The sequence below is a fragment of the Dyadobacter sp. Leaf189 genome, from assembly GCF_001424405.1.
Taxonomy (GTDB): Bacteria; Bacteroidota; Bacteroidia; order Cytophagales; family Spirosomataceae; genus Dyadobacter.
Genome location: NZ_LMPS01000001.1, coordinates 2,002,176 through 2,017,067, shown reverse-complemented (window position 1 = coordinate 2,017,067; position 14,892 = coordinate 2,002,176). Strand labels below are relative to the sequence as shown.

11 protein-coding genes are annotated in these 14,892 nt (G+C 49.8%); 2 read left to right on the top strand and 9 right to left on the bottom strand.

From position 1 onward, the window contains the following. The first annotated feature begins 160 nt into the window (after positions 1 to 160). Positions 161 to 742 (top strand): HPP family protein, encoded by a 582-nt coding sequence (locus ASG33_RS08530; RefSeq protein ID WP_310589183.1) that lies wholly within the window; start codon positions 161 to 163, stop codon positions 740 to 742. Positions 743 to 753: 11 nt separating this feature from the next. Continuing rightward, positions 754 to 2,028 (top strand): chloride channel protein, encoded by a 1,275-nt coding sequence (locus ASG33_RS08525; protein WP_056283508.1) that lies wholly within the window; start codon positions 754 to 756, stop codon positions 2,026 to 2,028. Between the two features lie 31 nt (positions 2,029 to 2,059). Here the strand turns inward: ASG33_RS08525 and ASG33_RS08520 are convergent, their stop codons facing one another. From ASG33_RS08520 to ASG33_RS08480, 9 genes are all read right to left on the bottom strand, one after another. Then, a complete protein-coding gene (locus ASG33_RS08520) occupies positions 2,060 to 2,731 on the bottom strand; it encodes a DNA-binding response regulator (RefSeq protein ID WP_056282552.1) in 672 nt (223 codons plus the stop codon). A 399-nt stretch (positions 2,732 to 3,130) separates the two neighbouring features. Continuing rightward, positions 3,131 to 3,628: a GNAT family N-acetyltransferase gene (locus ASG33_RS08515; RefSeq protein ID WP_056282550.1), complete on the bottom strand. Its 498-nt coding sequence runs from the start codon at positions 3,626 to 3,628 to the stop codon at positions 3,131 to 3,133. A 1-nt stretch (position 3,629) separates the two neighbouring features. Beyond that, positions 3,630 to 4,850, bottom strand: a complete 1,221-nt coding sequence (locus ASG33_RS08510) for an RNA polymerase sigma factor (protein ID WP_056282548.1) — start codon at positions 4,848 to 4,850, stop codon at positions 3,630 to 3,632. Position 4,851: 1 nt separating this feature from the next. Then, a complete protein-coding gene (locus ASG33_RS08505; RefSeq protein WP_056282546.1) occupies positions 4,852 to 5,193 on the bottom strand; it encodes a YciI family protein in 342 nt (113 codons plus the stop codon). 66 nt (positions 5,194 to 5,259) lie between these two features. Then, positions 5,260 to 5,712, bottom strand: coding sequence for a carboxymuconolactone decarboxylase family protein (locus tag ASG33_RS08500; protein ID WP_056282543.1), 453 nt, complete (start codon positions 5,710 to 5,712; stop codon positions 5,260 to 5,262). A gap of 139 nt (positions 5,713 to 5,851) precedes the next feature. Further along, the gene (locus ASG33_RS08495) at positions 5,852 to 7,351 is read right to left on the bottom strand and encodes a RagB/SusD family nutrient uptake outer membrane protein (RefSeq protein ID WP_056282540.1); all 1,500 of its coding nucleotides are present in this window, start codon (positions 7,349 to 7,351) and stop codon (positions 5,852 to 5,854) included. A gap of 12 nt (positions 7,352 to 7,363) precedes the next feature. Further along, positions 7,364 to 10,381, bottom strand: coding sequence for a SusC/RagA family TonB-linked outer membrane protein (locus tag ASG33_RS08490; RefSeq protein WP_056282537.1), 3,018 nt, complete (start codon positions 10,379 to 10,381; stop codon positions 7,364 to 7,366). A 312-nt stretch (positions 10,382 to 10,693) separates the two neighbouring features. After that, positions 10,694 to 13,171 carry a hypothetical protein gene (locus tag ASG33_RS08485; RefSeq protein ID WP_056283503.1) on the bottom strand — a complete coding sequence of 826 codons (2,478 nt, stop codon included), beginning with the start codon at positions 13,169 to 13,171 and terminating at the stop codon, positions 10,694 to 10,696. A gap of 41 nt (positions 13,172 to 13,212) precedes the next feature. Beyond that, on the bottom strand, positions 13,213 to 14,889 hold the full coding sequence (locus tag ASG33_RS08480) for a RagB/SusD family nutrient uptake outer membrane protein (RefSeq protein ID WP_056282535.1): 1,677 nt from the start codon (positions 14,887 to 14,889) through the stop codon (positions 13,213 to 13,215). Between the last annotated feature and the right edge of the window lie 3 nt (positions 14,890 to 14,892).

The following is a 14,892-nucleotide window of genomic DNA, read 5'->3' as shown; positions in this document are numbered from 1 at the left end:
TGAAATGACAGCTAATCGATGAATGGAGGCTGATAATCGGTGAACGTAAATTGCAAGCCGCTTACTCAAACTCCGCAGCCCGGCGGAGATTTTCCTGGCAGCCGGGAACCGTATAGTTCACATTAACATTATAATTTAGTAGTTCAATCAGGAACAAACATTGAGAAAGCATTTAAGAAAGCACATGCGCATGGCGCGCTACGTGATTTACAAGGAGACGCTGGTCGATTTCAAAGACCATTTCTGGACATTTCTGGGATCATTCAGCGGTATCGCGCTGATCGGTTTTTTCAACAATAACATGTTTAGCGCTTCCGACAGCGTTTTCCTCATCGGATCTTTCGGCGCATCCTCGGTTTTGATCTACGGTATTGTCAACAGTCCGCTCGCACAGCCGCGGAATGTGATCGGCGGCCACCTGATCTGCGCATTGGTGGGGGTTACCGTGCACAAGCTCATCCCCGGGAACATCTGGCTTGCATCTGCATTTGCTGTGTCGGTCTCGATTGTGTTTATGCAAATTACCCGCACGCTGCACCCGCCCGGAGGAGCTACTGCGTTAATCGCCAACATCGGCTCCGAAAAAATTACGTCACTGGGCTATAAATATGTGCTCAGCCCTGTTCTTTCGGGTGTGCTGATCCTTTTGCTGGTGGCGATTTTTGTCAATAATATGGCGCCAAACCGCCACTATCCCAAAAACAAACATTGGTACAAGATCTGGAAACGGAGGTACCGGTGAACACCACTGTTATGAAACTAAGTGCATATCAAAACAAAAAAGTCCGCCGCGTATCGGCAGTAATCCTCGCAGCAGCGGTAACCGGGCTGCTTTCCGCTCTCGTAGCCGACACGCTGAAAGTAATCACAGAACATTACGAAGAGCTTTTCCTCGAAAGCATTGTTCACAACAAATTGCTGATCCTGATCCTGCCTTTCGCAGGTCTGGCGACAATTTATATACTGAGACGGTTTTTGTTCCGCAACAAAACCAATAAGGGGATCAAAGAAGTAATGGACACGATCAACAAGGATGCGCACATGCTGCCTTCTTACAAGATCCCTTCCCATTATTTCAATGGATTTCTCACAGTCATTTTCGGCGGTTCTACCGGGATTGAAGTCTCTACCGTCGTTTCCACAGCAGCCATCGGCGCACTCTCTTCAAGGAAAGCGAGGTTTTTGAAAAAGTACCGGACAGACCTGATCTGCGCCGGCTTGGCAGCGGGGTTGACTGCCCTTTTCAATGCACCATTTGCAGGTTTTTTGTTTGCATACGAAGTCTTCACCAAACGAAGGAGCAAGCTGCACCACCTGAGTGTGGCGACCGCGATACTTACCGCCTGGCTGCTCACGCATTTTTGGTTTTACAAGCCTCTGTTTGACTTCAAAATCACTGGCTGGCAGCTGAAAGCGATTCCTTATATGCTGTTACTGGCGGTACTCGCAGGATTCAGCGCAGCTTATCTGACCAAATGCGTGCTTCTGGCCAAAAAGCTTTTTGCTTCCATTGAGCACGATATACTTCGGATCGTACTGGGTTCGCTGGTGATTTCTGCCCTTATTTTCATGTTCCCCAGTCTTTACGGAGAAGGTTACTCCGGAATAAAACAGGCGATTGCAGCGGCCCCTCAGCATTCGCTGGCTTTGCTGCTGCCGCTTCTGATCGTGCTGCTCCTCAAACCGGTTGCGACTTCGGTTACACTGGGTGCAGGCGGCGATGGTGGCGTTTTTGCCCCAAGCCTGTTCATAGGTGCATTCCTTGGATTGCTGGTCTGTAATGCATTGAACCATTACTTCGGATTGGGATTGATCCCGGTCAATTTTGTTGTGATAGGAATGGCGGCGGTGCTCAGCGGCAGCATTCATGCACCATTTACTGCCATTTTCCTCGCCTGCGCCATTTCAGAGAGCTACGTCCTGTTTCTTCCGATTGTCGTCGCCTGCCTTGTGGCCCGTTGGGTAGCCGCGCGTTTGATCCCCTATTCTGTTTATACCTACCAGCCGGGGATGCAAATCATTAAATAACTTTCAGGCACATACGTAAAGCGCACCAAGCCTACACAACCTTGCGGTTTGCCGAAAGTTCAAAGAGCCTTGCCGACAATTCACGGCGGTCTTTGATGTTGAGTTTGCGAAAAATGGAAGATTTACAGATACTTACACGCCCCGGCGTAATGTTGAAGCGGCGTGCGATTTCGGTCACCCTGAGCCCGCGCGACAGTTCACGCGCAATCTCGAATTCCTTGGCTGTGAGCGGGAATTCTTCCGATTTCAGGTTCAGGGTTATTTCGGATCCCGGCATGAAGTGCCAGAGTATCTTCTGCACTGCTTCCTGGCAGATATACGGCTGCCCGTTCGCAACACTTTCTACGCATCGTACCAGTTCCAGCAGGTCCGTTTCCTTGAAAACAAAGCCCGCAGCCCCTTTGTACAGGTATTCAAGACCGGTGCGAAACTCGGAACTGTCGCAGAAAATGACAAGTTGTTTGGGATCAATCGAATATTCCCGCTGCAACTTTTCGAAAATACCCGGAAATGCAGATCGCGGATTGACAGAAAGGATAAATACATCCGCAGGCTCTCGCCGCGTTGCCGGCTTTTGTTCGGGGTACCATATTTCTGCTGTGGCGGGTTGTTCTGTACCTAAGCTCTTTTCTAAAAAAAACTTCAATCCCCTGGCAGTTACAGGGTGATCTTCTAAAATCAAAATCTTCACTTTGTCAATCATAAATAACCACTTCGCAACATCCGTGCCGGGCTGTGTGAACAGTTCTGTAAAAGGAGCTCGTTAAAATACGCGTTTCATTGGTTTTGCGCGTGTGTAAAGTAAGGCATAAACCTGCTTTTTGTGCTGCCTGGTGGCAAACTTAACATTGCTACTTTCATACTTATCCAAACATTTACGATCAACAGCTCAGATTGGATTACCATCTCAGCAAATTCCGGCTTTTGAAAACTTATTTCGTGTTCTCACTTTCGACTATCAGGATCATAGCCTATGGACATTAACACCTGAAAAACTCACCCAAGCTTTCAGAGCAAAAGGTGGTTTGGCTATAAATCAAAAAATGCCCCGGAAGCAGCAAATCAGCTTTCCGGGGCATTTTTCTCCTTGCTATCGTTCACTTCAAATGCGAAGGATATAATCGTGGCGGGTACCGCCGGCATCAACAATCTCCCGGAAGAATACGAAACCCTGTTTGGTAAGTACCTTCACGGAAGAGTGATTTTCAGGGCTCACCAGCGCGATCAATTCCGGCACATTGCCCAGCTGCTTTGCATAGCTGACCATTGTGCGCGTAATTTCCGTTGCATACCCTTTTCCCCAGAATGCAGGAAAGAGCGCGTACCCTATTTCGCAAAGGTTTGTTTCAAAAGGAACAATTTTGGCCAGACCGGTGAAAGTGCCCGTTTCCTTCTCGAAAACAGCCAGGAAACCAAAGTGATGCAGACCACGGTCCGCATTCAGCGCGACCTGAAAACGTGCTTTCGCCTGCTCTTCATTGAGCGCGGCACCCGTGATATATTGCATTACATCCTGCTCCGAAACCAGTCGGAAATAATCGGCAAAATGTTCCTGTGTAAATTTCTCGTAACTCAAACGTTCGGATTCCAGACGTACCATTTTATAGAAAAAGTTTTTCAATATTCTTTTCAATAACTTGCTGATCCGACGTGGAAACAGCCATTTCAAGTGCTTTTTGAAAATGGGCCAGCGCTTTTTCATTATCCAGGCCAGTATATAGGTGGCCGAGTAACGAATAGTAGAAATGACTGCCGGTGAGTCCAAGCTTTTCTGCCTCTGCAATTGCCTGCTCCTTGCCTCTTGCTTTCGACACCGCAAATGTCCGGTTTAATGCTGCAACGGGCGAATATTCGAGGATCAGCAAGTTGTTATAAAGTTGCAGGATACGCTCCCACTTCTCACTGGTATCTTCCTTTTGAGTATGCCAGAATGCAATGCCGGCTTCCAGATGGTACCTGGAAACTTCCTCGCCTGTCGACGCTTTGATCAGGAAATCCTTGCCCAGACTGATCAGCTCCTGGTCCCAGCGCGCCTCGTCCTGATCTTCATACAACACCATTTCACCATTATCTCCGACACGGGCATCAAAACGGGACGCGTGAAAACACATCATCGATAGCAGCGCATTAACAGCCGGCTTGTTGGTGGCCTCATTGCCAAGCAGCAGAGAGGCCAGCCGCATTGCCTCGGCGCACAGGTCTTTCCTGAGCACCGTGTCCTGGCTTTCGGAATAGTAACCCTCCGAAAAAAGCAAATACAAAGTCGTGAGTACGGGATCAAGGCGGTTGTTGATTTCCGACAGAGTAGGCTGCTCAATGCGTATCCGGGCTTCTTTCAGCTTCTCTTTAGCGCGGTTTAGTCTTTTGTAAACTACTGTTTTGTTCGTTAAAAAAGCGTCAGCGATTTCCTGTACACCAAAACCGCACAGCAGGCTCAGCGCCAGCGATACCTGCGATTCTGTGGAAATTGCAGGGTTACAAACCGCGAAGATCATAGCCAGCTGGCTATCGGAAATGTTCTTTCCCGACAGATCAATCTCGATCTCTTCTGAAATTTCCGAGGTATACCTGATCTCGGGTGCCAGCTTTTTCTCAAACAATGCATTCCGTTTGAGATAATTCCTGGTCTTGTTCTTAGCCACGGTATAAAGCCAGCCTGTCGGGTTATCGGGCACGCCGTGCAAACTCCAGTGCTCCGTAGCCGCCAGAAAAGTATCACTCACAATATCCTCCGCAATCTCTACGTGCTCAATCCCGAACAAATAACAGAGTACCCCAACAATGTTGCGGTACTCTGTGCGGAAGAGGTTTGGAAGCAGCATATTACCCCAGCGCCATCCTGACTTCCACTGACGCCCCCCATTCAAGGATCGGGCAGCCTTTGGCTATCTCTACTGCTTCTTCATAATTCTCTGCACGGATCAGGAACAGACCGCCGATCGATTCTTTGATCTCGGCGTAAGGCCCGTTTGTAACCGTGCTGTTTTTGGTAACTACCCGCCCGTCAAGGTCCCAGCGCTTTGGAGGAGCTACCAGCTTATTCTGGGCGGCAATGCTGCCGATCCAATCCTGAAACGGTTTGATAGCGGCTTGCATTTGCTCTGGTGACGGACTCGCGTCCTTGCTTTTCAGGTCACGGTGAATTGCGATCAGAAATTCGTTCATCTTGGTTTCTATTTGAATATTTTGAATGATCTGGAATGTTTAAAAAGCTGCAATTAAGTGCATTTATCAACCAAACTGCCCGACCTGGTAACTGCCGGGCGTGCTCGGAAATGCAATATTAATGCGGTTCCAGGTGTTGATGCTTGTCACCACCATAGTCAGGTCGATGAGCTCCTCGTCCGAGAACTGCTGCTTCACGTCTGCATAAAGCGCATCGGGCACTTCGCATCTGGTAACTGCCTCTGCCCACGCGAATGCGGCTCTTTCGCGCTCAGTATAGTAAGGCGCTTCACGCCACGCGCTCAGTCCGTAGAGCCGCTGTTCGGTCTCGCCTTTGGCCCGCGCATCTTTGTAATGCATATCCAGGCAGTATGCGCACTGGTTGATCTGCGATACGCGGAACACCACCAGTTCCCGCAAAGGCAATTCTATTGCCGACTTATGCAAGTAGCTGCCCATACCAAAAAGCACCTTCGCCGCATTTTTTCCTTTTTCCTGAAAATTAAGTCTTGGTTCCATTTGTAAAGTTTGAATGTTTAAAAACCAATGACAACCGGCTTTTCAGAATTGGACAAGTCTGTAAAAAAATTTTTGCACAAAAAAACAGCAGACAGAAATCCTGCCTGCTGTCCACACTACTTAAACAGAATATAATGGGTTATGGGTTTTGGATCAGGTTTTTGTTCTGATCGATTTCGTTCTGAGGAATGAAAAACACAACCCTCGGATCTGTCGGCTGGATGGTCTGCCTTACATCCGTGGTAGGTGTATTGTTCTGTGAGTGGGTACCCGGATAGTTACGTATCATCGGGCGTCCGTTGCGGAACAGGTCGTAGATCCGGTGACCTTCAAATGCAAGTTCCAGGAAACGCTCTTCCAAAACCACGTCCAGGATGGTCTTACCAGCAGAAGCCACATTCGCAGTGGTATACAATGAAGTTCCCGACAGCCCCGCGCGGGTACGGATCAGGTTTACATCGGCTAGTGCAGCAGCAGTGTTACCCAGCTTCGCATTTGCCTCTGCGCGCACCAGGTAAATATCTGCCAGACGCAGGTATACCGGCGACGATGCATTGATCACATTGTCCTGCAAAGTGTACTTGTTAATGTAGTACATCGGCGTGGCGGGAGTCAGCTTTTTGTTGGTTTGCAGCTGTCCGTTCAATACATAAGGGGTGATAAACGATTTTCTAAGATCCTCGGGATGCTGCGCCAGGAAGTCAATGTATTTCTGAGAAGCATACAACTCTGCCCAGCCGCTCACACCCTGCGCAAGCGGAGCGCCCGACCGGTCGGAGCTGATATACATACTGCTGATCTCCGCGATCTGAACGCTGGTATGGCGCACTGCGAAGATCGTCTCCGTGTTATTTTCTGGAACAACCTTGAAATAGCTGGGGTAATTGGACGAAGAAAGCAATGAATACCGGCCGCTGTCAATCACCAGGTTCGCGTATTTTAAAGCATTTGCATTGTCGCCTTTAAACAGATACACCTTCGACAGCAATGCGTAAGCAACTTCCTTTGACGCGTAAATATTCGACTTCTTCACCGTCATCAGGTCAGCCGCTGCAAGCAAATCGCTGATCACGAAATCGTATACTTCCTTCACCGAAGATCTCGGCAGTTTGGTAGCTTCCTCATCGCTCAGGCCGTCGCGCAGAATGGGGATACCCGGGTTATTTCCACTCTCCTGCGGATAAGGTCGTCCAAACATCCGCACCATATTGAAATGCGCCATCGCACGCAGGTAAAGGTTTTCACCTTTGAGCTGCTTCAGCTCGGTAGAAGCGTCATTTGAGACAAAGCCGATTACCTTGTTGGTAGCCGCGATGATCTTGTAACACTGACTCCAGTAGTTGGTTGCGTGCGTCGACGTATTGATGTGGGTATACCGGTACACGCGGGTAAAATCATTTCCGGAAATCTGTCCCTGGGCGATTTCGTCGCTCGGGTACTCCATCATAATGTGGCCGCTGTATACATAGTTTGATTTGTTCAAAAATGCATAGGTACCAATCGTCACAGTCTGCACGTCCGACTCGTTGGCCAGCGCAGTTGTTTCATCAATGTTGGTGGTAGGATCAAAATATTGTTCGCAGGATAGCATCGACACCAATCCGAGTGCCAGTACCAGTTTTGATTTTATAAATTTCATATCTGCTGAATTTTACAATGTGAAATTGACACCGAAGAGCAGCTTGCGGCTGATCGGGTATTTAATGCTGGAGTTACCCGGGGTATCCTCAAAAGAGAAGGAAGCCTCAGGGTCCGGACCGGTGAATTTGGTACCTGTCCAAAGGTTATCCGCGCTCACGAAAATGTTGGCACGTGCAAATCCGATGCGCTTGATTGCGTCAACAGGGATATTGTAACCTACACGAACGTTCCGCAGGCGGATGTAGCTTCCGTCTTCCAGGTAGCGTGTTGAAGACTGGTTGGAATCCTTGTTACCACCTACGATCGGTTTCGGGTGTGTGGCAACATCCCCCGGTTTCTCCCAGCGTGACCAGCCTTTCGCCAGAATCATCTGGTTGTAGCTTTCATACAAACCATCGTTGTCAAAGTAGGCGCGGCTTTCATTATACACCCAGTTACCATACACGAAGTTGAAGAATGCAGAGAATGTAAATCCTTTGTAACCCAATGTGTTGGTCAAACCGCCGGTAAATTTCGGGTTTGTAGACTTACCTGTAAACTGGCGCGACTGCGCTGTTTGCACGGAACTGTATGAATTGGTAAGTTCTTTCGTCACATTACCATTTGCATCCGTTACAATTTTCTCCCATTGCGGATCGCCGTTTTCAGGGTTCACACCTGCCCAAACCGGCAGATTAAACTCTCCCATATCGTGGCCTGCTGCCAGTGGTAAACGGTTACCCGGACGGAAAGTCGCTGCACCACCGCTCAGTTCAAGGATCTTGTTGCGGTTCAATGCCATATTGAAGTTCGTTTCCCACGTAAGCTCCTTGCCGCTCAGGTTATTGGAAGTCAGGCTGAATTCAACTCCCCTGTTGCGTACAGAACCTGCATTGACCCAAACATAGCTGTAACCCGTCGTAGCAGTCAGTGGCTTTTGGTAAAGCAGGTCTTCGGATTTTTTGTTATAGAGATCAACCGTCAGGTCAATGCGGTTGAACAGACTAATGTCAAAACCGAGGTTGGACGCACGGATTTTCTCCCAGGTCAGGTCGGGATTACCCTTTTGAAAAGGCTGTGCGCCTGGCACACCGGCATAGCTGGCAGATTGGGAAATGGTGTAAAGTCCCAAAGATGCAAAGTTCGGGATAGCTGCATTACCTACTGTTCCGTGGCTCAGACGAAGTTTTGCGAAAGAAAGCACCTTGTTGTTTTTGAGGAAATTCTCATTGCTCAAAACCCACGAAGCGCCCAGCTGGAAGAAGTTGGCAGATGAATTGTTTTTACCAAACAAAGAAGAAAACTCATTCACCAGCGATCCAACCAGGAAGTAGCGATTATCGTAGTTGTAATCGGCCTGACCCAGGAACTTGCGGAATGCAACCTGTTCATTGTAGCTGGTCGGCGAAACGAGAATGTCCGTCGCTACCGAAAGTACATCCTGCCCTGCCGGCAAACCCTTGCCCGATACCGTATTGTATTCTGCAAAAGAAGTTTCCGCTTCGGCTACTCCCAGCAAAGTGAGATTGTGCTTCCCGAATTCCTCTGAGTAACGAATGCGGTTAGACGTCAGCAGGCGGTAGTTGTTGTTGTTATTGTTGTAAAGCTCACCTCCATTGGCGCCTCCCTGCTTGGTACGGCGGTCGTAATAAGTGGCGCCGGAGCCGTTTCCGAAGTTCGCTCGGTTGTAGCTGGACAATGTGATTTTGTCAGTCAGATCGTAATCGAGGTTAACATCAAGACTCGTTCTCAGGCTCTTTGCTTTTGCAAAGTTGTACTGGATCGAATGCAGGAAGTTCTCACGGTCGCGGCCCAGCCAGTTCGGATACGAGCGTCCGTCTGTCGGAGCGCCGTTTTCATACGCCGGGTCAAACGGCAGGTTGGTGTACGCATCGTACAAGGTATTGCTGTTCTGATAGTTGTCCCTGGTGTACTGTGCATTGAATAGCACCGCAGCAGTCAGCTTGTTCGTGAGCTGCGAGCGAAGGTTTGTACGGAAGTTATAGCCCGTTTTATCATTTTCAATCACTGTGCCCTGCTCTTTGTAGTAGTTACCAGACACATAGAAAGTTGTTTTATCCGAACCTCCCGACAGCGAGACATTGTGGTTGTTCACAAAAGCGGTGCGGAATGCTTCATTCCACCAGTTCGTGTTGTTTTTCAGAACTGACGGGTCACGCGGGTTGAAAGTACTTTGGAAATCGTACAATTCCTGCGCGTCCATCAGGCGGAAATTCCCTGTTGTTGCCTCTGACCAGCCGAATGTATTGTTAAAGTTGATCTCGGTCTTTCCTGCCTTCCCCATTTTCGTATTGACGATAATAACGCCATTTGCAGCACGTGAACCGTATAAACCGGTAGCCGCCACGTCTTTCAGAACGGTTACATTCTCCACGTCCACCGGGTTATAGCTACCGTCAATGTTCCCGTCGACCACGTAAAGCGGCGAGCTGCTGGCCGAGATTGTTCCCGACCCGCGGATTACCACCCTCGCAGGACTGGTCGGGTCACCTGAGTTGGTGGAAACGACCACACCCGGCGCCTTTCCCTGCAACAGGTTCGGCAGTTCGTTGGAAGTTACGTCGCGCAGCTTCTGACTGCTGATGGTAGATACCGAGCTCGACAGGTACCTTACTTTTTTGGCTGAATAACCCACAACCACCACTTCGTCCAGCCCTTTTGCGTCTGATTCGAGAACGACATCAAGGTTTGTAGCGCCTTCTACCACCACTTCCCTCGTGGTATAGCCGATGAAGCTGAATGTAAGCGTAGTTCCAGGATTGGTGAGATTAATGCTAAATGCGCCATCGATATCGGTGGTGGTACCTTTGGTAGTACCTTTTTCAACGATGCTGACACCGGGCAGTGCCTCGCCTTCGGCAGAAGTAACTTTTCCGGTCACCGTATACTCGGCGCGTTTTGATGCTGTGGCTGCCAGCTTGCCGATGCGCAGGCCAGGATTGGCAGCTTCGGCAGGTTCCTGTCCCATGTACAGCGACAATGCTGCAATGACAGGAATCCTGAATAAATTTTTGTATCGATCTTTCATAACCGAAATGGGTTGGTGAGTGTGAAGATTTTAAGAGTTTAGCTAAATAACAGGTGCATTATCCCGGAACGGGCACAGGTGAGGCGAACTTCCATTGAGTAGTTTTTATAGCGCCATAGGCAATCAGTTTAATTTTGCATTTATAATTAAGTAACCGGCGAAATGTAATTAAATTTTAAGTATTCTCGTTTTTGGAGAATATTATTTTGACATTCTGCGAAAAACTTCCATTTAAATTACTATTGAACATGCCGTAAATACAAAAAGTGTGCACGTGCACACTTTTTGTATAAAGACCGTATAAAGGTTGTCCTACTTATAGTCGAGCCATGTAGTTGCCTGGCAATCGGCGTTGGTCCGGAACCGGATCCAGCGGGATGCAAACTCTTTTGGAAAATCGAAATGGAGTGTCTCGCCCGGCTTTACCGTGAAGGTTTTGTACTCCATCCAGGGACCGTTTCCAACCGGATCCGCTTCAAGGGTAAATGTAACAGCCGCCGTTGCATGATGTGAGAGCGACAGTTTCTTTTTGTCATAAAAACTGATCAGGTAAGGATCGGAAGATTCGCCTGCTTTCACTTTCGTGTCTTTCCACGGACCGCCGTGGCCGGTTGGTTTGCCCAGCTTCCAAAGGTCGTCGATCGCACCTGCCCACACAGCCGCTTTTTTGTCATTCGAAACGATGATGTGGTTGTTTTTGGAGGCTTTGTCGGCATCAAGGCCGGTCATCACCAGCAAGCCGCGGTACGAAGCGTAGTCGTTGATCCGGAAGTTGTGCGAAGCAACTGGGCGGATCTTCGCGTAACCGTCTGCATTCTCGGCAGGCAGCTCGTAAAACGTCCCGTGGCAATTGAAAAGGTCGCGCTCGGTGGCTACCTCGCGACAAATCCGCAATGCGCCGTCGTTTGTTAAGCCGGTAAAAGCGTCGTTCCCCAGTGGCAGCCGCCAGCGCCTTCCCTTATCATCCACGACCAGCACCGAAGCTGCATCCACAGTGACCACTTTCTGCGGGATCGCAAATTTGGTTTTTACAAAATCCAGCGTTTTCGCATCGTCTTTTCGTATCAGTTTCATATCGGCATCCAGCTCATAATAGCCCGTCTCTTTCGGTGCGCTTCCGCTGTAATCCATGGCGGCCAATGCCATTGTGCGACGGTTTTCGCCCAGGCCATAGATCAATCCTCCCGTGGTTTTGGCATTGGAAGCCAGGGTCAGACCATTGAAAATAGCATCGTGCGTAGCAGTACGCTGGTCAGTGTCCGAGTAGTAAAAGTGCGCCGTCACGTTCGTGGCAGTTGCCGCTTTCAACCTGATCCACTCGCCTGTTTCAGCATTTGTAAAATCAATGCGTTTGGCGCCTTTTGCAGGTACCGAAATGGATTTCAATGCAGACCAGCTTCCTTTTCCGTTCTTATCAACTTCCATGGCAAAGCTCACTTCACTGTCTCCGTTATTTTGCACCCAAACAGACCTTTGAGGCCAGCCTGCAAATAAAAATGGCTCGGAAGTTTCCCCTGCTTTGACATTCTCCTTCAACCAAACCGAACCTTCTGCGGTGTTCGGGCCGAGTTTATCGGGCTGGTCAAGCGGGGTAAACCACAGGTTGGAGTTGGATTGTCCCGGACCTTCAATGCCGCCTTTCGCTTTTCTTTTGTTCAAAAACTCCCGTTGTGCCGAATCATCGCAGCCGAATACAAGCTGATCATTCCAGCGGGTATAGTCGCCGATCACTTTCAGATAAGCCGAGCGCGGACGTATTCCGGCAGCATTTCCCGAAGTGAAAGCACCTGGAAACTGCCAGAACATACCGTGCATGGTCATCAGATAGTCGGGCTTTGCGGCCGTTCCCACGTCCCGGATACGCGGCCACTCGGTGTTCCAGCCGTGGGCGCCATCGTAAGCGTGACTTGCTTTCGGTAACCTGTAAAAGCTCCATTTCCCATTGTCGCGCACACCCAGCAACACCGACTTATGGTCCCAGCCCGTCGCCCAGATCGGGTCTGTTTCTGCGTTTTTGTTTCCGTAAATTCCTCCGGGGCCTGTTACTTCCACAAACTGGTTGCGGCGCACCACTTTCCAGTCTTTCCCATCCCATTCCGCCAGCACACCCGACTCGATATCGAAGTCGATCTCGGCACGTTTTCCCGGTTCGCCGTTATTGGAATAAACCACCACACCCTGGCCCGAGTAAAAACCCTTTCCATGCGTTCCAGGCAGCAACCCTTTAAACTGGTAGGTCGCTTTATCGGCCGCTTTGGCGCGGTCTACATTCCCGTCTTCGTAAAGCATGGTCGGTTTCAGCGTAGCAACATCAACTTCATAAACCCCTTCTTCCATAGTCCCGTACAGGATTTTGTTCTTAGGGTCGGTCAAATGCCTCGCATTGCCTGTGTGCCTGCCGGGCATCTCCTTGTAAGGTATCACACGCACATTGGCCTTTTCATCAATCGCATAAGGTCCGATGAAAAGCTGTTTGCTTTCATGATGGATCATGCGGTTGGCAGGAGTACCGCCGATGCTGCCCGGGAAAACAGTTTGTTTCAGGTCCGCGCTGATCTCGTACAATTTATCAGAAGAGCCAAAAGGCAAATGCGGGCCGTAAGTGATAACCCAAAGCTTGCCTGCCCAGGGTACCACTGCCCCCGTGCCACATTCGCCTTCATTGTTGTACATCGCCAGGTGCGGGTATATCCCGCTAAACGATGGTTTGCCTTTGAGCTGCGCCTTGGCAGCATGCCCGCAGAGTACCAACCAACCCAGCAACAGGGTCAGGAGTGAATATCTTTTCATTAAAACAATCATTAAGCTTATTATAAATGGGAAAATGAAAACTAGTAACCAGGGTTCTGCGTGATATTGGTATTCACCCTGCGTTCCACAGCCGGGATCGGCCACAGGTACTGGCGGCTTTTGTCAAAACTCCGCTGCGCGAGCACTTTTACGTCGGTACCAAATCCTGAATAATCGGCAATACCATCGTCATCAAGTGGCGTCACGCCGGGGAATGGCCATTTGGCGCGGTTTTGCGCTGCGGGATCAGGCAAACCGATTACCGGGCGGGTAAGTACTTTTTCGGCGAGCTTCCAGCGGATCAGGTCCATGTAGCGCAAGCCCTCTCGCGGAAATTCCACACGCCGCTCCCGGCGTACCAGCTGCCTCAGTACATTCGCATTGGCAGCTGCCACAGCAGGATACGATTTGGTTTCTTCCACGCCCACCCCGTAAGCGCGCGCCCTTACCTGGTTGATTGCCGTCAAAACGGTCGCATCAATTTCCCCAAGCTCGATCTTCGCCTCGGCGTATGTCAGCAGTACTTCCGCATAGCGGATAATGATTGCGTCATTGTCTTCCACAAGCCGATCAGGCCAGGTTTGGTCAATGCCTTTTTTCCATAAAAACCCGGTGAAACTCGCAAATGCAGCCACTGCACGTGTGTCTTTGTTAGGTACCTTCCTGTTTTCCTTCGAACTGAAAACCTGCAAAGAGTCCGGGTGCGGCGTGTAATTGTAGCCCAGCCACTGGGTATTGAACTCAACTACCGTGGCTGTGAGGCGTGGATCGCGGTTTTTAAACGGGGCTTTCGGGTCGTAAAGCGGCGATTCGTCTATCGGTTTGCCGTCAATACATTCATAGGCATCCACTATATCCCTTGTAGGAAGCTGCGCGCCGAAGCCGCCTGCATTTCTTGAAATATTATCCTGGACGTAAATTGCCGGACTGAAAACCTGCTGTTTTTCATCCCGCGGAATACTGATGATCAGCTCGCGGCTTGTTTCACCGGCCCGGGTAAAAAGCGGCGCGTAGTTCGGATGCAGCTCGTAACCCGCTCCTAAGTCCATAATTGCTTTTGCCGCATCGCGTGCAATCGCCCATTTGCCCAAATACAAGGCAGTACGCGACTTAATGGCGAGCGCTGCCCCTTTTGTCAGCCTTTTTGTCTCCGCTGTCGCATAGGTTACTGGCAGGTTTTCGGCTGCAAAATCAAGCTCGGAGAAAACAAATGCAAGGATCTCATCTTTGTTCGTCCGCGCTACCGTATACGATTCTTCCAGCAGGAGCGGCTCGGTGAGCAAAGGCACATCGCCGAAATGCGTGATCAGGCGCGAGTACTGGTAAGCGCGGATCAGGCGCATTTCAGCTTCAAGGCGGACCAGGATGGAAGCCGGGGTGTTGGCAGCGGCGCGTTCCTTGTTGGCAATAAACGAGTTGGCGCGTGCAATCGCCTTGTATGCATTAAGCCAGAATGTCTGCACAGCCGCATCATCGGCATTCATCGTGCCGCCGATTACTGCATTGGTCAGCTGACCGCGGTGCCACTCATTGTCGCTGAAAAGCTCATTGTCATTCGACCAGAATGCAGTGCGGTACAGGTCGTTCACTGCCAGTTCAAGCTCCGTCTGGTTGGCGTAAAATGTCCCGGTTGAAGCTTCCGATAAAGGATTGAGATCGAGTGTGTGACAGCCCGATAGTGCCGTCGCCACGAGAAAAGTAAATGCTATTTTTTTCATGAG

What these genes read in the sequence shown, in the direction of transcription:
- ASG33_RS08495 (WP_056282540.1), bottom strand. Translation starts at nt 7,351, where the DNA reads ATGAAATTTATAAAATCAAAACTGGTACTGGCACTCGGATTGGTGTCG.
- ASG33_RS08520 (WP_056282552.1), bottom strand. Translation starts at nt 2,731, where the DNA reads ATGATTGACAAAGTGAAGATTTTGATTTTAGAAGATCACCCTGTAACT.
- ASG33_RS08500 (WP_056282543.1), bottom strand. Translation starts at nt 5,712, where the DNA reads ATGGAACCAAGACTTAATTTTCAGGAAAAAGGAAAAAATGCGGCGAAG.
- ASG33_RS08485 (WP_056283503.1), bottom strand. Translation starts at nt 13,171, where the DNA reads ATGAAAAGATATTCACTCCTGACCCTGTTGCTGGGTTGGTTGGTACTC.
- ASG33_RS08510 (WP_056282548.1), bottom strand. Translation starts at nt 4,850, where the DNA reads ATGCTGCTTCCAAACCTCTTCCGCACAGAGTACCGCAACATTGTTGGG.
- ASG33_RS08525 (WP_056283508.1), top strand. Translation starts at nt 754, where the DNA reads ATGAAACTAAGTGCATATCAAAACAAAAAAGTCCGCCGCGTATCGGCA.
- ASG33_RS08490 (WP_056282537.1), bottom strand. Translation starts at nt 10,381, where the DNA reads ATGAAAGATCGATACAAAAATTTATTCAGGATTCCTGTCATTGCAGCA.
- ASG33_RS08480 (WP_056282535.1), bottom strand. Translation starts at nt 14,889, where the DNA reads ATGAAAAAAATAGCATTTACTTTTCTCGTGGCGACGGCACTATCGGGC.
- ASG33_RS08515 (WP_056282550.1), bottom strand. Translation starts at nt 3,628, where the DNA reads ATGGTACGTCTGGAATCCGAACGTTTGAGTTACGAGAAATTTACACAG.
- ASG33_RS08505 (WP_056282546.1), bottom strand. Translation starts at nt 5,193, where the DNA reads ATGAACGAATTTCTGATCGCAATTCACCGTGACCTGAAAAGCAAGGAC.